Source organism: Brevundimonas sp. ABV4_179, from assembly GCF_056311945.1.
Genome location: NZ_CM149976.1, coordinates 3341421 through 3362680, shown reverse-complemented (window position 1 = coordinate 3362680; position 21260 = coordinate 3341421). Strand labels below are relative to the sequence as shown.

At 67.6% G+C, this 21260-nt stretch carries 16 protein-coding genes; 12 read left to right on the top strand and 4 right to left on the bottom strand.

What is annotated here, in order from left to right:
* The 4 genes from ACYX4P_RS16510 to ACYX4P_RS16495 form a co-directional block, all read right to left on the bottom strand.
* Complete coding sequence (locus ACYX4P_RS16510) at positions 1–777, bottom strand: enoyl-CoA hydratase-related protein (RefSeq protein WP_248118241.1); 777 nt, start codon at positions 775–777, stop codon at positions 1–3.
* 73 nt (positions 778–850) lie between these two features.
* Entirely contained in the window at positions 851–2275 is a 1425-nt protein-coding gene (locus ACYX4P_RS16505) for an aldehyde dehydrogenase family protein (protein ID WP_248118239.1), read from the bottom strand.
* A gap of 21 nt (positions 2276–2296) precedes the next feature.
* A complete protein-coding gene (locus tag ACYX4P_RS16500) occupies positions 2297–3400 on the bottom strand; it encodes an NAD(P)-dependent alcohol dehydrogenase (RefSeq protein WP_248118237.1) in 1104 nt (367 codons plus the stop codon).
* Between the two features lie 113 nt (positions 3401–3513).
* A complete protein-coding gene (locus ACYX4P_RS16495) occupies positions 3514–4293 on the bottom strand; it encodes an enoyl-CoA hydratase/isomerase family protein (RefSeq protein WP_248118235.1) in 780 nt (259 codons plus the stop codon).
* Between the two features lie 135 nt (positions 4294–4428).
* Here ACYX4P_RS16495 and ACYX4P_RS16490 point away from each other — a divergent pair, with 135 nt between their 5' ends.
* From ACYX4P_RS16490 to ACYX4P_RS16435, 12 genes are all read left to right on the top strand, one after another.
* Positions 4429–5532 (top strand): fatty acid desaturase, encoded by a 1104-nt coding sequence (locus ACYX4P_RS16490; protein ID WP_248118233.1) that lies wholly within the window; start codon positions 4429–4431, stop codon positions 5530–5532.
* 15 nt (positions 5533–5547) lie between these two features.
* Positions 5548–6627: a 2Fe-2S iron-sulfur cluster-binding protein gene (locus tag ACYX4P_RS16485; RefSeq protein WP_248118231.1), complete on the top strand. Its 1080-nt coding sequence runs from the start codon at positions 5548–5550 to the stop codon at positions 6625–6627.
* Positions 6628–6701: 74 nt separating this feature from the next.
* The gene (locus tag ACYX4P_RS16480) at positions 6702–9038 is read left to right on the top strand and encodes a TonB-dependent receptor (protein WP_248118229.1); all 2337 of its coding nucleotides are present in this window, start codon (positions 6702–6704) and stop codon (positions 9036–9038) included.
* Positions 9039–9215: 177 nt separating this feature from the next.
* Positions 9216–11885 carry a winged helix-turn-helix domain-containing protein gene (locus ACYX4P_RS16475; RefSeq protein ID WP_248118227.1) on the top strand — a complete coding sequence of 890 codons (2670 nt, stop codon included), beginning with the start codon at positions 9216–9218 and terminating at the stop codon, positions 11883–11885.
* Between the two features lie 135 nt (positions 11886–12020).
* On the top strand, positions 12021–13193 hold the full coding sequence (locus tag ACYX4P_RS16470) for an acetyl-CoA C-acetyltransferase (protein WP_248118225.1): 1173 nt from the start codon (positions 12021–12023) through the stop codon (positions 13191–13193).
* Between the two features lie 166 nt (positions 13194–13359).
* Entirely contained in the window at positions 13360–14922 is a 1563-nt protein-coding gene (locus tag ACYX4P_RS16465) for a class I adenylate-forming enzyme family protein (protein ID WP_292047345.1), read from the top strand.
* A 97-nt stretch (positions 14923–15019) separates the two neighbouring features.
* The gene (locus tag ACYX4P_RS16460) at positions 15020–15781 is read left to right on the top strand and encodes an SDR family NAD(P)-dependent oxidoreductase (RefSeq protein ID WP_248118221.1); all 762 of its coding nucleotides are present in this window, start codon (positions 15020–15022) and stop codon (positions 15779–15781) included.
* A 44-nt stretch (positions 15782–15825) separates the two neighbouring features.
* Positions 15826–16257, top strand: coding sequence for a nuclear transport factor 2 family protein (locus ACYX4P_RS16455; RefSeq protein ID WP_248118219.1), 432 nt, complete (start codon positions 15826–15828; stop codon positions 16255–16257).
* The gene (locus ACYX4P_RS16450; RefSeq protein WP_248118216.1) at positions 16254–17033 is read left to right on the top strand and encodes an SDR family oxidoreductase; all 780 of its coding nucleotides are present in this window, start codon (positions 16254–16256) and stop codon (positions 17031–17033) included. Before ACYX4P_RS16455 ends, ACYX4P_RS16450 begins: the two co-directional genes overlap by 4 nt.
* A 72-nt stretch (positions 17034–17105) precedes the next feature.
* Positions 17106–19160 carry a TonB-dependent receptor domain-containing protein gene (locus ACYX4P_RS16445; RefSeq protein ID WP_292047347.1) on the top strand — a complete coding sequence of 685 codons (2055 nt, stop codon included), beginning with the start codon at positions 17106–17108 and terminating at the stop codon, positions 19158–19160.
* A complete protein-coding gene (locus ACYX4P_RS16440) occupies positions 19160–20089 on the top strand; it encodes an alpha/beta hydrolase (RefSeq protein ID WP_248118212.1) in 930 nt (309 codons plus the stop codon). Before ACYX4P_RS16445 ends, ACYX4P_RS16440 begins: the two co-directional genes overlap by 1 nt.
* Positions 20089–21228 (top strand): ABC transporter substrate-binding protein, encoded by a 1140-nt coding sequence (locus tag ACYX4P_RS16435; protein WP_248118211.1) that lies wholly within the window; start codon positions 20089–20091, stop codon positions 21226–21228. The genes ACYX4P_RS16440 and ACYX4P_RS16435 overlap by 1 nt, the downstream gene beginning before the upstream one ends.
* The last annotated feature ends 32 nt before the right edge of the window (positions 21229–21260 follow it).

Here is a 21260-nt window from a genome sequence, read left to right as displayed (position 1 = left end):
TCAGCGTCCCTTCCAGGCGGGTGCGCGCTTCTCGGCGAAGGCCCTTGGCCCCTCCAGCGCGTCCTCAGAGGCCAGCATCTTCAGCGTCGCGGGGGCGGTCCAGACCTCGGCCAGGCTCTGGTCCAGCGGTTGGTCCAGCCCGGCGAGTACGGCGGCCTTGGTGGCGCGAACGGACATCGGGCTGCATTTCAGGATGTCGTCGGCCCAGCGGCGCGCCGCGCCCAGGACATCGGCCTCGACGACCTCATTGACGAAACCCAGGGCGAAGCCTTCGCGCGCCGAGACGGGACGGCCCGTCAGCATCAGGCCCATGGCGCGTTTCAGCCCGATCTCGCGCGGCAGGCGTTGAAGCCCGCCGGCCAGGGCCGCCAGTCCGACCTTGGGTTCGGGCAGGGCGAAGGCGGCGCCCTCGACGGCGACGACGATATCGCACGCCAGGGCCAGTTCGAAACCGCCGCCGAAGGCGAAGCCGTTGACGGCCGCGATCACCGGCTTGTCCAGACTTGTGCGGCTGGTCAGCCCGCCGAATCCGCGCCTCGGCAGGGTCAGGGCGGCGCCCTCGGCCTGGACCTTCAGATCCTGTCCCGCGCAAAAGGCCTTGTCGCCCGCGCCGGTCAGGATGGCGACCCATTGATCCGGGTCCGAGGCGAAGTCGTCGAAGACGTCGCCCAGCGCCTCGTGCGCCGGACCGTTCAGCGCATTTCGCGCCTCGGGTCGATTGATCGTGATGATCGTCAACGGTCCGTCCCGCTCGACGACGGCGTAGGCTTGGCTCATGGGTCTTGTGCTCTTGTGAAAAGAAAGGCGGTCGAGAGGCTCGACCGCCGTGCAGGATAGGGATGTCGGACGGTCAGGCCGCGACGGGTGCGCGCCGCAGGGTGACGGTCTTGGGGTTGGTGTATTCCAGCAGGCCGCCCAGGCCGTTCTCCTGACCGACGCCGGACTGTTTGTGGCCGGCGAAGGCGGCGAAGGGCGACAGGGCCAGGCCTTCGTTGATCCAGACGCTGCCAGCCTCCAGGCGCGAAGCCACGCGCATGGCCCGATCCTCGTCCTTGGTCCAGACGGTCGCGGCCAGGCCGAACTCACTGGCGTTGGCCAGGGCGATGACGTCGTTCTCGTCGCTGAAGCGCATCAGCGGCAGGACGGGGCCGAACTGCTCCTCCTGGACGATCCGGCTGGATTCCGGCGGATTGTCGATCAGGGTGACCGGCACGAACAGGCCGTCGCCGGGCGGCGGGGCGGCCCCCTCGATCACCGTGTGGCCCGAGGCGCGGCTGTCTGCGATCAGGTCGCGCACGCGGTCGTACTGCGGGCGGTTCTGAACGGGACCGAAGGCCACGCCCTGCTGCGACCCGTCGCCGATCGGCAGGGTCCGGGCCATTTCCGCCATGACGTCGCGCACGGCGTCATAGACCTCTTCGTGAACATAGGCGCGTTTGGTGGCCACGCAGATCTGACCGGCGTTGGTGAAGGCGGACCAGAACAGCTTCTCGGCCGTGTCGCGCACATCCACATCGGGGAAGACGATGGCGGCGTCGTTGCCGCCCAGCTCCAGCGTCAGACGCTTCAACGTCGGCGCCGCGCTCTGCATCACCTTGCGTCCCGTCGCGGTGGATCCGGTGAAGCTGATCTTGCCGAACGCCTCGTGCGAGGTCATCAGCGGTCCCAGGTGATCGCCGCCCGTGATCAGGTTCAGCACGCCGGCCGGCAGGACCGAGCGCAGCAGCTGGCCGATCTTCAGCACCGTCATGGGGGTGAAGGGCGAGGGCTTCAAGACCATGGTGTTGCCCGCCAGCAGGGCGGGGCCGATCTTCCACATCGACAGCAGGACGGGGAAGTTCCACGGTGAAATCGCCCCCACGACGCCGATGGGCACATGGTGGGTTTCGATACGGTGTTCCGGCGTGTCCTCCACCACCGTGACCGGATCGCCGTAGCTTGATGTGGCCAGACACCATTGTCCGGCGGCGTTGATCTCGAACGCGGCCTGGTCGATCGGCTTGCCGTGCTCGTGGGTCAGCATCCGCGCCAGTTCGTCGGCGTTGTCCAGCAGGGTCTGGCCGATGGCGGCGACGGCGGCCTGGCGTTCTGCCCAGGGCGTCGCCGCCCATTTCGGGAAGGCGGCCTGGGCGGCGGCGATGGCCGTCTCCAGCTCCGCCTCGCCGGCGTCGGGGGTTTCGCCGACTGGCGAGCCGTCTGCGGGGTTGAGGATCTGCAGTCGATTCTCGGCGTCCAGATCGACGCCGCCGACGGTCATGGGAAGATAGTCAGTCATGAACAAGCTCCAGGAACGCGGTCAGTCGAGAATGAGCACAGCCTTCACGCAACGTCCGTCATGGGCGTCGGCGATGGCCTGGTTGATGTCGGCGAAGGGATAGCGTCGCACGATCTTCTCCAGCGGCAGCCGGCCGGACTGGGTCCACTCCACCAGTTGCGGCAGGAAGACGTCGGGATCGCTGTCGCCCTCGATCACACCCTTGACGGTGAAGCCATAGGTGATGGCGCCGACGATCGGCACGGGCAGGACCGCATCCAGCGATCCCGGAACGCCGATCAGCGCCAGGGCGCCCTTGGGGGCCAGCATGCCAAGGGCGCCTTCCAGCGCCTTCACCACACCGCTGGTGTCCACGATGTTGTCGACGCCGCGCGGCGAGATCGCGCGCACCGCCTCGGTGATGTCGCCAGCGGCCGGGTCGATCACATGGTGGGCGCCCAGCTCCGCGCCCAGGGCGCGCCGTTCGGGGCGCGGCTCGATCAGGATGATGGGGTCGCACCCGGCCAGAACGCCGCCCAGCACCGCGCTGAGGCCCACCGCCCCGCCGCCCAGGACGACCAAGGCGCTGCCCTTGCGCGCCTCCAGCGAACGCAGCACCGCCCCGACCCCGGTCTGAACGCCGCAGCCCAGGGGCGCCAGCAGCGACAGGTCCGCGTCGGACGGCGCCTTCACCACATTGCGCTCATGCGCCACCGCCAGGCTGGCGAAGGAGGATTGGCCGAAGAAGACGCCCGAAACCGCCTGGCCGTCCTTGCTGAGCGGCGACGTGCCGTCGGGCCGGGCGCAGGCGAAGTTCAGACCCGTGAAACTGTCGCAGTAAGCCGGCGCCTCGGCTTCGCAGTTGGCGCAGTGACCGCAGGAATCGAAGGTCAGCAGAACCTTGTCGCCCGGCGCGACCTTGGTGATCTTCTCGCCGATGGCGACGACCTCGCCCGCGCCTTCATGGCCCAGCACCAGGGGGAAGTTCGTGCCCATGGCGCCGCTGGCGAAGACCAGGTCGGTGTGACAGATGCCGACGGCCTGGATGCGGACGAGAATCTCGTCCGGTCGCGGCTGGGCGACATCCAGCTCCTCCAGCACGAAGGGGGTGTTCGGTTCCTTAAGAACCGCGGCGACGGCTTTCACAGGGGGTCTCCTCGCGTTTCTGTTTGACCCGAGTGTTGCGCCCTTTCCCTCCGCATGCCCCCCATCCAAAGTCTGGGGGTTGGAATGGGCGCTAAGCGGCTTCGCCCTGGCGTTCAGTCGCGGTCGAACACCGGGGCGCGACGCCCGACGAAGGCGGCGACGCCCTCCAGGGCGTCAGGCTCGCCCCCGCAGGCCGAGATGGCGCGCGCCTCGGCTTCCAGCTGGCTTTCGAGAGCGGCGGCGAAACTGTCGGCCAGCAGCATTCTGGACCGCCCGATGGCCAGGGTCGGGGCCGCCGACAGTTGTTCCGCCATGGCCTGGGTTTCAGCGGCCAGATCCGCGCTCGGGCAGACGAACGTCGCCAGGCCCTGGTCCAGGGCCTCGGACGCCGAGAGTTTGCGGTTCAGCAGGATGAAGGCCTGGGCGCGCCTGAGACCCATCAGCCTGGGCAACAGGAAGGTCGCTCCGCCGTCCGGCGACAGGCCCACGCCGGGATAGGCCACAGAGAAACTGGCGGCGTCGGACGCCAGCACGATGTCGCCGATCAGGGCCAGGCTGAGACCGGCGCCGGCGGCCGCGCCGTTGACGGCGGTGATGACCGGCTTGGGCATCCGCGCCAGGCGCGCCACGGCCATGTGCAACGGCGCCGTCAGGTCGCGCAACAGGCGGGGCAGGTCCGAGCCGGCCGACGAAAATCCCGCGACATCGCCGCCCGCACAGAACATCCGCCCTGCGCCGGTCAGTATGACGACCCGGATCGCCGGATCGGCCTCGCACCGATGAACGGCGTCGAGCAGGGCGCGGCAGCTGTCGGTGTCCAGGGCGTTGCCGACCTCGGGCCGGTTCAGGACGATCCGCGCCGTCTTGCCCTCGATGGTCAGATCGATCGCCATGTTCGCCTCTCTTCGTCGCCGCGTTTGAACGTGGCGCCAGCCATAGGCGGCGGGTGGGGCGGCGACCCCGAACTTCCGGTGGGGGTGCGATCCGGCCCCAGGGGCTAGTTTGCCGTCAAAATGATGGAGGCGCCTGTGAAAGATCCTGCCAAATATCTGATCTCGCCATTCGTGGTGTGCGTAAGCATCGCTGGGCTGTTGGCCGGCGGGGCCTGGGTTTGGGCCGGTACCGCCCTGGTGCTCTCCCTGCTGGTCATAGATATCGCGCTGCCGCGTGATTTCAGCCGTCGCGATCCACGCTATCCGGCGCTCTACGACACGGTGATCATCTTCACGGTGCTGCTCGGCTTCGTCCAGATCGCGGTCCTGGCCTGGCAGGTCGGCCGCGCCGGATGGACGACGGGGACCATCGTCAGCGCCAGTCTGAACGCCGGTCTGATCGGCTTCGTGCCGATCACCGCCGCCATCCACGAACTGTTCCACCGCCGGTCGCCCTGGCAGCGGGTGTTCGGCCGCTGGAGCCAGATGCTGATCCTGGATCCCCTGCGCGAGCGGACCCATGTGGTGACCCATCACCTGCATGTCGCCACGCCGAACGACCCAGACACGGCGCGTCGCGGCGACAATCTGTACGCCTTCCTGCCGCGCTCCCTGGCGCATCAGATGCTGGACGCCTGGAAGCTGGACCGGATGGTCTGCACCAAGCGCGGCGTCGGAATGATTTCCCGGCACGGCATGGTCTTTCGCGCGGTCCTGGCCGTTTCGGCCTTCCTGATCGCCGCGGCCGTCATCGGCGGCGGGTGGGTCGCGCCCCTGTGCGTGGCGGGGGCCTGTCTGATCCCGCGCGTCAGCCTGGAGATCTTCAACTACGTGGGCCACTACGGTCTGGTGACCGAGCATCCGGGCCGGTTCGCGCCGCGTCACACGTGGAACCACCTCAGCCCCCTGGTGCGGGTGCTCAGCTTCGAGATCACCAACCACGCCGGCCATCACGTCGACAGCTACAAGCCCTTCTATCTGCTGGAGCCGGACCGCACAGGGCCGCAGCAGCCGCACTTCCTGGTCTGCGTGCTGCTGGCCTTCGTGCCGCCGGCCTGGTTCGCTGTGATCCGGCCCCGTCTTCAGGACTGGGACGAGCGGTTCGCCACCGACAAGGAGCGCGCCCTGGCCCATGCCGAGAATGTCCGCGCCGGATGGGTAGACAAGCCGGCGACCGCGACCATCGTCGCCGCGCGCTGATCAGGTTAGCCGACGATGTTCAATCTGTTCCGCCCCGCGCCGCCGCGCACGATCACCGTGTCGCCGGCGGGCCGCCAGTTTTCGGCCAGAAAAGGCGGGGTTCTTCTGGAAGAGGCGCTGCTGGCCGGCGTGCCTCTGCCGCATAACTGCACAGTGGGCACCTGCGGCGCCTGCAAATGCCGCCTGACCGAGGGCAAGATCGTCGAGCTGACGGACTTCGCCCTGTCGCCCCTGACGGGGGAAGAGTTGCGGGCCGGCTATATCCTGGCCTGTCAGAGCTCGGTTCGAACCGACGTCACCATCGAGGTCGATCTGGGCTCTCAGGCGGACTTCGCCAAGGTGTCCGGCCGGGTGGCGGGCCAGACCCGCCTGACCTCGGACATCATGGGGCTGCGGATCGTGCTGGATGAGCCGATGACCTATCGGCCGGGTCAGTACGCCCATGTCGGTCTGGAGGGCGTGCCGGTGGCGCGGTCCTTCTCGTTCGCCACGCCGTGCCGGCCGCAGGTCGGGCAGGAGGTGGAGTTCATGATCCGCCTGGCGCCTGGGGGGCAGTTCACCGAGGCGTTGTTCGCCAGGGACTTCACGGGCGAGAAGGCGACGGTAGAGGGGCCGCTGGGCGGATTCGGCCTGTCGGAAGACGAAGCGCCGATGCTGTGCGTCGCGGGGGGAACGGGCCTGGCTCCGATCCTGGCCGTTCTGCAGCACGCGCTCGACAGCGGCCAGACGCGCGATGTGCATTTCTTCCTGGCGGTGCGGTCTCAGGCGGATCTGTTCGGACTGGAGCGGATCCAGGCCCTGGCGGAGCGCTGGCCTGCGAATTGGCGGTTCGCGCCGATCCTGTCGGCCGAGGCCGAGGATAGCGATTGGAGCGGGATGCGTGGATTCGCCGCGTCGGCGCTTGAGCAGTTCAAGGGTTTCGGCGGCGCGGCGGGGCACGCCTATCTCTGTGGTCCGCCGATCATGGTCGACAGTTGCGCCGACAGTCTGGCGGCCCAGGGTTGGGCCTCCGACCGGATTCTGGCTGATCGCTTTCTCGATATGTCCAGTGGAACCCAGGCGCGGCTCAAAGATATCGCCGAGGCCAAACCTTAAGTATGGGGCCAGGCCTCGGCGGGCCGCGTACCACCCTCTCAAGATCGCGATAATTGCGACGATGGAGGGAAACCATGAAGACCAAAACGAAGACTTCGATTCTGGCGTTGAGCGTCGCCCTGGCGGGCGGATTCGGCGCCGGGGGGGCCATGGCCCAGACGGCGTCGCCGACCCCGCCCGCCGAGCCGCAGGCGGCCACGGTCGACGATATCGTGGTGACGGCGAACCGTCGCAGCCAGAACCTTCAGGACGTGCCCATGGCCATCAACGCCATCGGCGGCGAGGCCCTGGAGAACAAGGGGATCGTCGACACCGCCTCGCTTTCGGCCATCGTGCCGAACCTTCAGGTGAGTTCGCCGTACGGCAAGACCCAGCCGAACTTCAGCCTGCGCGGCGTTTCGGTCGCCAATGAGTTCAACGCCAACCAGGCGTCGCCCAACGGCGTCTATCTGGACGAGGTCTATCTCAGCGCCCGGTTCGCCCAGGGCATGAACCTGTTCGATCTGGAGCGGGTCGAGGTGGTCAAGGGACCGCAGGGTACGCTTTACGGCCGCAATACCGTCGGCGGCGCCATCAACATCATCACCCGAAAGGCCGAATTCGCGCCTTTGAACGGCTTCGTCGAGGGCGGATACGGCAACTTCAACCGCTGGTCCCTGACGGGCGCGGCGGGCGGGACCCTGGTCGAGGACCGACTAGCCTTCCGTATCGCCGGAACGGTCGAAAAGGGTGACGGCCAGTTGAAGAACCTCTTCCCCGGAAATCCCGACGAACGCTCCATCGACAACTACGCAATTCGCGGTTCGCTGCTGTGGAAGCCGACGGACGACCTGTCATTCCTGGTGCGGGCCTATGCCGGCGAAAGCAATCCGACCGGCGAGCCGCCCTTCGTGATCGGTTCGGGTCCCGGCGGCGTGAACCCCATCACCGGCTATTCGCGGCCCAAGGACATGGGCTTCTACGAGACCGCGACCAACTATGTCGGTCATAATCGCGCTCAGGCCAGCGGCGTTTCGGTAACCGGCAAGCTGGCGCTCGGCGCCTGGGACCTGATCTCCATCACCGCCTACGACAAGGGTGAACTGCGCGTCGATCAGGACGCCGACGGCGGTCCTGTCGATGAGTTCAACATCAACTGGTATTCGGACTACGAACAGTTCAGCCAGGACATCCGTATTGCGTCCGATCCCAGCCGCCCGGTGCGCGGCATCATCGGCGCCTATTACGGCTGGGATCAGAACAAGACCTTCAACACCTACGACTTCTTCGGCTTCCTGGAAGGGGTGCCGGGCCTGCCGGCGTTCGATCCGCCCAACATCTTCGCCCCTCCGCCCTATCCGGGCCTGTTCGGCGGCGTGCCGGGCGTCTTCAGCGGGTTCAACGTGGATCACCGCTTCACCCAGACGCGCAAGTCGGCGGCCATTTATGGCGACGGCAACTGGGACATCACCGACCGGCTGACCCTGACGGCGGGCCTGCGTTATACGCGCGACGATCTGGAACTGACCGATGTCAGCTCGACCGCCCGCAACTATGCCGGCGTGCCGCAGTTCAACTTCATTCCCTTCCTGGCGCCGCCCGGCTCCAAATGCCCCGATACGCCGGGCTGCCCGTCGCTTGAGACCAACTCCAGCAGCGTGACGGGCCGACTGATCCTCAATTACGATGTGGCCGAAGACGTGTTGGCCTATGTCAGCTACAGCCGCGGCTATCGCTCCGGCGCCATCAACGGCACCGCCTATGCGTCGCCGGCGCAACTGACCTTCGTCGAGCCGGAAGAGGTCACGGCCTATGAGATCGGCCTGAAGAGCCGCTTCCTGGATCGGCGACTGCGCATGAACGGGGCGGTCTTCTTCTACGACTACAAGAATCAGCAGTTGCAGGAGATCGTCGGCATCGTTCCCTTCCTGCGCAATGCGCCGGAAGGCCAGGTGCTGGGCGTGGATTTCGACGCCACCTTCGCCGCCACCAACGCCCTGACCTTCAATCTGGGCTTCGGCTACCTGGACAGCGAGTACAAGAAGCTGGTGCTGGCGGGCGTGGATCTGAGCGGCAACGTCTTCTCGAACGCGCCCGAGATGACGCTGAACGCCGATGCGGAAATCCGTCTGTTCGACAATGGCGAAAGCGCCTTCATCGTTCGGCCGAACGTGGTCTACACCGGCCACACCTGGCTTTCGCCGTTCAACGACAAGAACGGCAACGCCAATCTTCAGCAGGACGGCTATTGGGTCGCCAACCTCCAGGCCAGCTATGAGCGCGGACCGCTGTCGATCGGCGCCTATGTGAAGAACATCTTCGAGGAGGAATATTTCTCCTACGGGTTGGACCTTCGCAACTCGATCGGCGTGGACTTCCTGGTGCGCGGCGAACGGCGCACCTACGGCCTGAACGCCAGATACCGGTTCTGATGCGTGACGACGGGGGGAGGCGCGCGAACCGCGCCTCCCTCAAGCGGCCCCGCAGGCGTCCGCGTCTCTTGACCTTACGAGAGGCGGATGCTGGCATGACGCGCAATGGCGATCCCGGAAAAACGGGGTCGAACGCCCGCAACAAACGCGGACGAAGATTCGGCGGGGGAGCGCTGCATGACCGACAAGTTGAACGGGCGTCAGGATCCGCTTGATGTACGCGCCGCCTTGCCCGCCCATGTCCGTCCGCCCCGGGCCCATCCCAATCAGATCGCCCGCCCAACGCTGACCGAGCGGGTGCGCACGGCGGCCCTGACCAAGCGCCTGACCCTGATCTGCGCCCCGTCGGGTTATGGCAAGACGACGCTGATGAGCGAGGCGTTTCGGGCGCTGGGCGACGCGGGCTCCGCCTGCCTATGGTTGAGTGTGACCGAGGCCGATCGCGACGCGGCCTGGTTGTCGCGGATGCTGACCGCCCAGTTGGCCCGCCTGTTTTCGCTCGAGGCCCTGCCTGGCGAGGATTTCGCCTCCCTGGCCTATCGCGCCACCGTCGGCATGGGGCCGCAGGCCGGCCCCGCCGCCGCCCCGGTCGTGGTCCTGATCGACAACTGGAACTTCATCGAGGCGCCCTCGACCAACCGGTTCTTCGACCAACTGCTGATCGAGACGGATGAGCTGGTCAATTTCGTCGTTTCGTCGCGCGGCGTGCCGGAGTTCATGTTCGAGACTTGGCGCATGGCGGGCGCCTTCACCGGACTGGGCGCGCGCGACCTGGCCTTCACCAACGACGAGGCGGCCCAGATTCTGGCGCCGGATGGCGGGCGCGACCTGTCCCTGTCCCTCTTCGGCCTGGTCGAGATGACCGAAGGCTGGCCGGCGGCGGTCCAGCTTCTGCGCCTGGCCCTGGATCAGACGGACGGCGCCGCCGCGCGGGGCATGGACCTGTCGGGGCCGAAATCCGATGTGGCCCGTTATCTCAGCAAGGCCTTCTTCAATCACCTGCCGACGCCGCGTCAGGCGTTTCTTCGCGACATCGCCCTGTTGGAGGAGATGACGGCGGAGATGATCGACGACGTATTCGGGCGCCAGGAGACGCAGCAGCGGTTCCAGGACCTGCCCAAGGACGACTATTTCATCACCGAGACGGTCGAAGGTTCAGGCCGCTATCGGTTTCACTCGCTATTTCGCGACTTCCTGTTGTCGCAGCGACAGGCCGGCGCCGACGAAGCGGCCCGCGACGTCTATGCGCGCGCCAGCGCCTGGCATCTGAAGCGGGGCGAGCACGAACAGGCCATCGGCTACGCCCTGAAGGCCGGGGGCGACGATGTCCTGGCCATGATCGAGGATTATGGCGACAGCCGTCTGGCGCTGGACGGCAAGGTGTTCCTGTTCACCCAGTGGATCGACACCCTGGTCGAGCGGGGGACCGAGCTCAGCGACGGCGTCAAGCACTGGTGGCTGTGGAGCCTGGTGTTCAGCGGGCGCTGGCGCGACGCCCTGGCGGTGCAGAACCGATTGGACGACGCGGCCCATCCGGTGATCGCCGCCACCCTGTCGGCCTTCAGCGACGATCAGCCGACTCTGCGGCGGACGGTGGACCGCTGGTTGGCCGATGGCGCGCCCGGTTCGGCGTTCAACCAATGCGTCATGTACTGCGCCGCCGCCGTCGCCGAACTGGCTCAGGGGTCGTTCGACAGCGCGCAGCAGTCGATGCACCGCGCCCGCTTCGCCATCGACAAGACCGACTTCTCCTATGGCCGCGTCTGGGTCCTGGCGCTGACGGCCTTCACCAGTTTGCTGAAGGGCAAGGTCAACGAGGGCGGGCTGAAGGCCCGGGAGGCGATCCGAACCGTCGAGGCCCTGATGGGGCCGCACGCCCCCATCGCCCGCGTCGCCCGCCTGGTCGCCGCATCGGTCGAGTGGTACGCCTGCGACGACGAGGGCGCGATTTCGGACCTGGAGAAGGCGGAACAGTCCGATGACGAACACGGCCTGCCCCTGATCGTCGTCTGCGCGGCCTCCGTCGCGCGCGCCCTGGGCCTGAACTGGAAAGAGCGCCGGCTGGAGAACCATCTGCGATCTCCGGCGATCAATCTGATCCGCGAGGCCTACAGGCTGGAGGCGGTGACCCAGAAGGACGTGGACTTGGCGGTGTTGGAAGACGCGGTGGCGGTGTTCGATGCCCGCATGGACGCGGCCAAGAGCGCCGACCCGCATTTCCTGGCGCATGGCTGGCAGTTGCGCGACCTGAATATCGGCATCCAGGCCCGCCTTCAGATCCGCCGCGGCAATCTGGAGCAGGCGCTGAACCTGCTGGTGCCGGGGATCACCGACGCCCAGCGCAAGGGCAGGGGGCTGGCGGACATGCAACTGACCCTGCTGCGCGCATCGGCCCTGTACCGGATGGGCAAACAGGCCACCGCGCTCAGGCTGGTGATCCAATGCGCCGAGACGGCCGTGCGCGACGGGCTGTACCGACCGTTCCTGCGCGAACGCCGCTTCATCGAGCCGATGTTCAAACAGTTGGCCGAAGCCGGAGAACGCACGCCTCTGGGCAATGATCCCCGCGCGTGGCGGCGATTCTGCGACCTGCTGGGGCTGGAGGTCCGGGCCGAGGCGCGCCTGGTTCAGACGGCCGAGGCGCACGACGCCGGGTTCCAGATCACCGAGCGCGAGCGCGAAATGCTGGAGTTTCTGGACGGCGGCCTGAGCAATCAGGAGATCGGCGTGCGTCTGGGCATCGCGGTGCCGACCGTCAAATGGCACCTGCATAACCTGTTCTCCAAGATCGAGGTCCGCAATCGGGCCAGCGCAGTGCGGCTGGCGCGCGACCTTCACCTGATCTGACCCCGCCCGATCCCCGTCGAATCCCGGTCGGCGCCCGCCATACTTTCGTCGGGGGCGCGGTGCGTCGCCCGGTCCTAGGCCTCTGGTTCAGAGAGGCGTCCGGGCTGACCCTCGCAACACCGGAAGGATCGGATCATGGCTGAGGCCTACATCGTTGAGGCGGTTCGCACCGCAGGCGGCAAGCGCGCGGGACGGCTTGCGGGCTGGCACCCCGTTGATCTGGGCGCGGAGGTTCTGAATGCGGTCGTCGACCGCAGCGGGCTGGACCCGGCAGGGGTGGATGACGTCATCATGGGCTGTGTGATGCAGGTCGGCGAACAGGCCTTCGCCTTCGGCCGTAACGCCGTCCTGTCCTCGCGCCTGGCCAATTCGACGCCCGCCGTGACCATCGACCGTCAGTGCGGCTCGTCGCAGCAGGCGGTGTCCTTCGCGGCCCAGGCGGTGATGTCGGGCGTCCAGGACGTGGTCATCGCCGCCGGTTCCGAAAGCATGACGCGCGTGCCGATGTTCTCCAACTTCACCCTGCACGAGAAGGCCGGGATCGGTGAAGGGCCTTTGAGCGCAAAGCTGAAGGCCGAATGGGGCGTTCAGAACTTCAGCCAGTTCCTGGGCGCGGAAATGCTGGCCAAGAAGCACGGACTGGACCGCGACACCCTGGATCGCTTCGCCCTGGAAAGCCACCGTCGCGCCATTGAGGCCACCGAGGCGGGCGCCTTCGACAAGGAGATCGTCGAACTGACCGTCGAAACGCCCGAAGGGCCGCAGGTCCACCGCCGGGATGAAGGCATCCGCTACGACGCCACCCTGGAGTCGATCGGCTCGGTCAAGCTGCTGCAGGACGGCGGCGTGATCTCGGCCGCGAACGCCAGCCAGATCTGCGACGGCGCCGCCGCCGTCCTGGTGGTCAGCGAACGCGCGCTCAAGACCCACGGCCTGACGCCGATCGCGCGCATCCACAACATGACCGTCACGGCGGGCGATCCGTTGATCATGCTGGAAGAACCGATCTTCGCCACGCGCCGGGCGCTGGAGCGCACCGGATTTTCGCTGGACGACATCGACCTTTACGAGGTGAACGAAGCCTTCGCCAGCGTGCCGGTCGCCTGGGCGAACACCCTGGGCGCGGACCCGGAGCGGATGAACGTCAACGGCGGCGCCATCGCCCTGGGCCACCCGCTGGGCGCCTCGGGCGCCAAGCTGACCGCAACCCTGGTCCATGCCCTCAGGGCGCGGGGCAAACGCTATGGCCTGCTGACGATGTGCGAGGCGGGCGGCGTCTCCAACGCGACCATCATCGAGGCGCTCTAGCCGTCACAAAGGCGCGCGGCGGGCGATCTGACGCAGGCGGCCCGCCGCGCGACCCCGACCTTGGTATGGGGTGCGGCCCCATCCGATCGGCAAAGGTTCGGGTTCAACGACAGGCAGCGGCGGGCCGATCTCCGGCCCGAACGCCGCCGATGTGGAGGACAAGTGAATGGCGCTCTCGCCCTTCGAGCAATTCGACACGATCGATGCGGCCTTCGCCGCCCAGGTTCAGGCCAACCCGCAAAGCCCTGCGGTCCTGTTCGAGGACGAGGTCCATAGTTTTTCGGATCTGGCACAGCAGCGGGATCGGCTGGCGGCCTTCCTGCTGAGCCAGGACGTCAAGCCGGGCGACCGGATCGTCTGGTGGGGCAAAAACCACGTCGACTATGTGGCGCTGGTGCTGGCCGCGGCGCGCATCGGGGCGGTTCTGGTCGTGGTGAACTGGCGACTGGCCCTCCGTGAGGTCGAGGCCATTCTCGATGACAGCGAGCCGCGCCTGGTCGTCGTGTCGGAAGAGTTCGCCGCGCCGCTGGCGGAAGGCGGCCGAAAGGGTTGGGTCGCGGGCGAGGGCGCCGATGGCGTGCTGCCGTCCCTGCGTTCGGCCGCCCAGGACGCCGCCGAGATCGCCCCGGTCGGCGACGCCGCCGCGCCCTTCCTGCAACTCTACACCAGCGGCACGACCGGGGTGCCCAAGGGCGTGCCCCAGACGCACCTGAACCATATGGCGGCTTACCGCGCCTGGGCCGACAGCGGCATCGGCCAGTGGGCGCCGGGCGACGTCTGCCTGATCGCTCTTCCGATCTTCCACGCCATCGGCGCAAACTTCACCCTGTTCACCCTGCTGCAGGGCGGGGCCGTCTATCTGCTGCGCGAGTTCTCGCCGGACGGCGCGCTCAAGGCGCTGGACCAGGGCGGGGTGACGCGCATGCCTCTGGTGCCGACCCTGATCGACATGCTGAGCCGCGACGAGCGGGTGCGGGCGCTGGACCACGCGCGGCTGCAGTCGATCATCTATGGCGGATCGGGGATATCCTTGGCCACCCTTCAGCGCGGCATGACGGTGTTCAGCTGCCAGTTCACCCAGGTCTATGCGGCGACCGAGACCACGGCGGCGGCCGTCAGCCTGTCGCCGGACGATCATCTGGGCGAAAACCCGCCCCTTCGGGCTGCCGGGCGCGTGCAGAAGGGCCTGGAGCTGAAGGTGTTCAACGAGCGTGGCGAGGAAGCCGCCACGGGCGAGGTGGGCGAAATCGCCCTTCGCGGCGCCTCCATCATGGGCGGCTATTGGCGTCGCCCCGCCGAGACGGCCAAGGTTCTCCGCGACGGCTGGTACATGACCGGCGACGCCGGCTTCGTGGACGAGACGGGCCTGGTCACCGTGGTCGACCGCACCCGCGACATGATGATCAGCGGCGGCGAGAACGTCTATCCGTCCGAGGTCGAGGCGGCGCTTCTGGAGCACCCGGACATTCAGGAGACGGCCGTGTTCGGCGTGCCCGACGCCCGCTGGGGCAGCCGGATCGCGGCGGCGGCCGTTCTGCGTCCCGGGGTGAACCCCGCGACCGTGGACCTGGCGACTGTCCGCACCTTCCTGGAAAGCCGGATCGCCCGATACAAGCATCCCCGCCAGCTGATGATCCTGGACCAGCTGCCGCGCACCCCGACCGGCAAGGTCGTGCGCGGCGTCCTGATCGAGGCCGCCGAACGCGAGGCGGCGCCCGCCTCGGTCTAGTCGCGCCCGAACGAGGCGGCTGCGCCGCGTCGCCAGACTTCCCTTCGATTCCCGCCATCGGGCGTCGTCCCCGTTCGCATTCCAGCTGGAGAACACCATGATCACCGAAGCCATCCCGGCCATCGTCACCGGCGGCGCATCCGGCCTGGGCGCCGCGACGGCGCGAGCCCTCGCCGAGGGCGGCGCCAAGGTGACGATCTTCGATCTGAACGCCGAAGCCGGCCGGGCCCTGGCCGACAGCATCGGCGGCGCCTTTCTTCAGGTGAACGTCACCGACGCCGAGGCGGTCGCCGGCGCCCTGGAAGAGGCGGAGGGTCTGCATGGCAAGGCGCGCATCCTGGTCAACTGCGCCGGCATCGGCCCGCCCAACAAGGTGATCGGCAAGGATGGCCAGCCCCTGGCCCTGGAACTGTTTCAGAAGATCATCGCCATCAATCTGATCGGCACCTTCAATGTGATGTCCAAGTTCGCCGCCCGTCTGCATGACGCCGATCCGGTGGGCGAGGAGCGCGGCGTGGTCATCAACACCGCCAGCGTCGCCGCTTTCGACGGTCAGATCGGCCAGGCGGCCTATGCGGCGTCCAAGGCGGGCATCGTCGGCATGGCCCTGCCGGTCGCGCGCGAGTTCGCCCGTTACGGCATTCGCGTGATGACCATCGCCCCAGGCATCTTCTGGACGCCCCTGCTGGAAAGCCTGCCAAAGGAGGCGCAGGATTCGCTGGGCAAGCAGGTCCCCTTCCCCAGCCGTCTGGGACAGCCGGAAGAGTTCGCCCATCTGGTGTCGTCGATCGTGGCCAACCCCATGCTGAACGGCGAAGTGATCCGTCTGGACGGCGCCATCCGCATGGGCGCGAAATAGCCGTCTGCCCCGTCCGCGGAGCGCGCAGCACGAGGCCGGAAACCATGCCGACAGACGCGATCAGCGCCCGCATCATCGCGGCGTTTCAGGACAAGGCGACGGGGGCGCTGGACAGTCTGTTGGCCGAGGACGTGGAGTTGCGTCCCCCGACCTATGGAAAATCCTGGAGGGGCAGGGGGCTTGTGGCCCCGCTTCTCGGGTTCGCGGCCGCGTCGTTCGATCGCCTGAGCTACACCGATGTCGTGGCGGACGGCGACATCCTGATCCTGCGCTTCGAAGCCGAGGTGGAGGGGCAGACCATGTCGGGCGTCGACTGGGTGCGGCTGAACGATCAGGGCCTGATCTCGGTCTTCGAAATCTTCTCTCGCCCGCCCAAGGTCGCCTTGCTGTTCCTTGAGAGAATGACCGCCAGGATCAAGGAGCATCCAGACATCGCCGCCATGATGCGCGGCCCAGCGCCAGGAGACGCGACATGAAGCCGTCGTTCGAGAACAAGGTCGCCTTCATCGCCGGCGCCTCCGGGGGGATCAACCTGGCCATCGCCGAGGCCTATGGCCGGGCCGGGGCGCGGGTGGTCATCCTCAGCCGCAATCCCGAACGGATCGAGGCGGCGGCCGAAGGTCTGCGCGCGCTTGGCGTCGACGCGACGGCCTATGCCGGGGATGTCCGCGACCATCAGCGGCTGGAGGCGATCTACGCCGAGGTCGCCGAAACCCATGGCCCCATCGACGTCCTGGTGTCCGGCGCCGCCGGGAACTTCCTGGCGCCGGCGGCCAAGCTGTCGGCCAATGGGTTCAAGACGGTGGTCGACATCGACCTCCTGGGCACCTTCAACGTCTTCCACGCGGCCTTCGCCCATCTGCGGAAGCCGGGCGCGGCCCTGATCGCCATCACTGCGGGCCAGGCCGTCAATCCGATGCCCTTCCAGGTGCATGCCTGCGCGGCCAAGGCCGGCGTCAACATGGTGGTCAAATGCCTGGCGCTGGAATGGGGACCGGCCGGCGTGCGGGTCAACGCCATTTCGCCCGGACCCATCAAGGATACCGAAGGCATGGCCCGTCTGACCGCCGATCCGGCGTCGGAGGCCGCCTTGAAGGCGCGTCTGGCCCTGCGCGATTACGGAACTCGGCAGGACATCGCCCAGGCGGCCCTCTATCTGGCTAGCGAAGCGGCCGCTTACGTGACGGGAACCATCCTGAACGTCGACGGCGGCAACGACCTGGGCGACGCCAGCGCCGATGCGTTGAACTGAGCAGCATACATCCCTCTTTCTTGCATTTGATAACTATTCGCATTACCAGCGAGGCGGATTTGAGGATTCGTTATGCGCCGTCGCCTATTGCTCGCCACCGTTTTCGCCTTTGCGCCCGTTTCGGCCCTTGCCCAGGCGCAGCAGCCTGCGGCGCTTGAGGATGTGGTGGTCACGGCCTCGACGCGGGCGCAGCGGGTGGTGGAGGCGCCGGCCTCGATTTCAGTGGTGACGGCGGAGACCTTGGCCAATCGACCGAACGCGGACCTGACCGATGCGCTGCGGGACGTGGAGGGCGTGTCGATCAGCGGCGGGTCGAACAATCAGGACGTCTTCATTCGGGGCCTGCCCGGCAGCTACACCTTGGTCCTGGTGGACGGCAAGCGCCAGTCCACGCGCGACAGCCGGGTCAACGGCAACGCCGGCTTCGAACAGAGCTTCACCCCGCCATCGGGCGCCATCGAGCGGATCGAAGTGGTGCGCGGTCCGATGTCGTCGCTGTATGGATCCGACGCCCTCGGCGGCGTGATCAACATCATCACCAAGAAGGTGCCCGAGCGCTGGGGCGGCTCCATCGGCGGCGACTATGTGGCCCAGGAGAAGGGCGCTTCGGGCGATTGGCGTCAGGCGCAGGGCTATCTGGCCGGGCCGCTGGTGGACGGCGTGCTGGGCGCGCAGATATGGGGCCGCACCTATAGGCGCGACGAGGATCGCATCCTGGGCGGCGTCAACGGCGGGGAGGACTGGAACCTGACCGGCCGCCTGGCCTGGACGCCGAATGCGGATCATGAGGTGCTGCTTCAGGTGGATCGCACCGATGTCCGGCGCGAGAACACGGCCGGCGCGACCCTGGCGGCCACGGCCGCGTCCAACTACAACACCAATGAGCGGACGGCCGCGTCGCTGGGGTGGAACGGCCGGTGGGACTGGGGAACCAGCGCCCTGTCTATGCTGCGCGAACAGACCCAGCGAAAGACATTCACCCAACGCAGCGGTTCGTTCACCCAGGACGCGCGCGCGCCCGAACTGACCAACACCGTCTATGACGCCCTGTTAAACATCCCGCTGGAGGGGACCCGTCTGGGCGACCACCAACTGGTCGTGGGCGGTCAGTCTATCGAGAACAAGCTGGTCGATCTGAACCCCGGCGTCAGCGCGACCCAGCCGGGAACCTTCACCGTGTGGCAGCGCGCTCTGTTCGTCGAGGACGAATGGCGGTTGAACGACCGACTGGCCCTGACCGTTGGCCTGCGCTTCGACGACCACGAACGCTATGGCTCCCACTGGAGCCCGCGTCTGTATGGGGTCTGGACCCCGGCCGAGGCCTGGACGATCAAGGGCGGCGTCTCCACCGGCTTCCGCGCGCCCGAACTGCGCCAGGTGGCGACCGGCTATGCCTACACCACGGGCGGGGCCAGCTGTTCGGTTGGTCCGAACGGGACGTGCGGCGTCATCCTGGGCGATCCGAACATCGAGCCCGAGACCAGCACCAACTATGAGATCAGCGTGCTGTGGAGCCCGTCCACCACACTGTCGGCCAGCGCGACGGTGTTCCGCACCGCCTTCAAGGACAAGATCGACAGCGCCCTAGTCTATAACGCCAATGGGACCATCGCCCGTTGGAGCGAGAACCCGAACTATCGCCTCTACTACTGGTACAATCTTCAGGACGCCGATCTGCAGGGCGTGGAGCTGTCGGGGCGCTGGCGGCCCATCGACCGGCTGGGTCTGAAGGCGGGCTATACCTATACCGACTCCGAGCAGAATTCGGGGACCTACCAGGGTCTGCCGCTGTCGCGCACGCCCGAGCATATGGCCAATATCCGCGCCGACTATGACGCCAATGAGCGGCTGAACCTGTGGGGCGCGGTCAACTATCATGGCGCGGAGCTGAACGCCGGCCTCCGCGTGGGGGCGAACGGTCAGCCCATCCTGAACGGCGCGACCCAGGTCGGCCGTCGCTATCCCAGCTACACCACCGTCGACGTCGGGGCGAACTGGCGCGTGACCCCGGCCGTCAGCCTGAAGGCGGGCGTCTATAATCTGGGCGACGAGGCGATCAATGTCGCCGACTACGACTTCCAGGGCGACGGGCGTCGCGGCTGGATCGGCGTGAACTACAGCTTCTGATGCGCCGCGCCCTGCTCATCGCCGTCTGCGGTCTTGCGGTCCTGGCGGCCGCGCCCGCTCGAGCCCAGCCGGCCGCGGCGGCGCGCGTGGACCGGACCATCGCCGATGTCGGCTCGGCCTACTATGGGTTCGAAAGGCTGTCGGTGACGTCCGAGGACGGGGCGCGGGTCTATCGCGTCTGGATCGCCACGCCGAAAAAGACAGCGCCCCCCGGCGGCTATCCGGTCGCCTGGCTGTTGGACGGCGACGCCGCCCTGGCCCAAATCGACGAGGGGCTGCTGGCGCGGCTGGACGCCGGCGATCCGCCTGTCATCGTCACCATCGGCTATGAGGGCGATCGCCAGTTCGACGTCCTGGCGCGCGCCTTTGACTATACGCCCCCGCTCTCTGACGGCCCGGCGGTCGATCCGGCGGGGCGGCCGGGCGGCGGGGCCGACGCCTTCCTGACCCTGTTGAAGGATCGGATCGCGCCGGAGGTGGCCCGTCGTGTCGCGGTCGATCCGGCGCGCAGCCTGATCTGGGGCCATTCCTACGGCGGGCTGTGCGTGCTGCATGCGGCCCTGACGCGGCCGGACGCCTATCATACATTCGTCGCGGCCAGCCCGTCCTTGTGGTGGGGCTATGGCGCGGTGTTGAACGACGCCCCGCCCTTCCTGGCGCGGTCTTTGCGGCCCGACCTGGTCCTGACCCTGCTGGTGGGCGAGGACGAGGTGCGGGGACGCGGCTCGCGACCGCACACCCATCCGATGTGGACCTCGGTTCCCGCAGGCGCGACGCATGACCTGGCGGCCCAACTGGCGGGGGCGGGGGTCGATGTTCGGTTCGGCGAGTTGCCGGGCCAGGGCCACGGCGGAATGCTGGCCGCCTCGTTGATCCCGACCCTTCTGTCCCTGGCCGGCGTCGCCCCGGCGCCCGGAGAGCCCCTGTGATGACCGACCCGACGCCTTGCATTCCGTCTCGCCGTTCGGCCCTGCTGGCGCTGGGCGGCTTATCCCTGCTTGCGGCCTGCGGTTCGCGCGAGACGGCGGCGACGACATCCGGGCTGAAGGACCTGCGCGACCGGCCGGTCCGCCCCCTGACGCCGGGCCAGAAGATCAGCATCGACGACGGCCGCTATCTGATCGCCCTGGCGCTGATCCATCCCGATCCCGTGTCTCTGCTGGCGGCCTGGAGCGGCGACGTCAACCGGATCAGCCCGGATATGTACAAGGCCTATGTCGATAAGTTCCCGGCCCTGGCGACCCTGCCCAAGATTCCCCGCTCGGGCGAGCCGTTCAATCTGGAGGCCGTGCTGGCGGCGCAGCCGGCGACGGCGGTGGTGTCGATCGATTCCGGCCCAAGCGACGAACAGGTGGGCCAGCTGCAGGCGGCGGGCGTGCCGGCGGCCTTCATCGACTTCTTCAACCACCCGTTCGAGAACCAGGCCCGCAGCCTGGCCCTGTTGGGCGCCCTGATCGGGCGCGGCGAACAGGCCGCCGCTTTCAACGCCTTCAAGAAGGCTCGGCTGGATGCGATCTCGGCCAAGGTGGCGACCGTGCCGATGGACCAGCGGCCGACGGTCTTTCTGGAACCGCACGCCATGATCACGCCCGACTGCTGCAACTCGCCGGGGCGGGGCAATGTCGGCGACTACATCGCCTTCGTCGGGGGGCGCAACATCGGGGCCGACGTCCTGACCGCGCCGACGGGCAAGCTGAATCTGGAATATGTGATCCAGCGCGACCCCGACGTCTACATCGCCACCGGCGGCCCGCACCTGGCCAAGGCCGGCGGCTTCGTCGTCGGGCCGGACTTCAACGCAGAACAGTCGCAGGCGGGCCTGCGTCGCGTGACCGGCCGCCCCGGAATATCGACGCTGAAGGCGGTGCGTCAGGGCCGGGCGCACGGCCTGTCGCACCAACTGATCAACTCGCCCATCGACATCGTGGCCACCGAGATCCTGGCCAAATGGATTCAGCCCGAACTGTTCGCCGACCTCAACCCGCGCGCCACCCTGGACCAGATCAATCAGCAGTTTCTGGCCGTGCCCTATCGCGGCGACTACTGGGCCGACCTGACGCCCGCCTGACCTATCCCCCCGAAGACCGAAGAAGGACTATG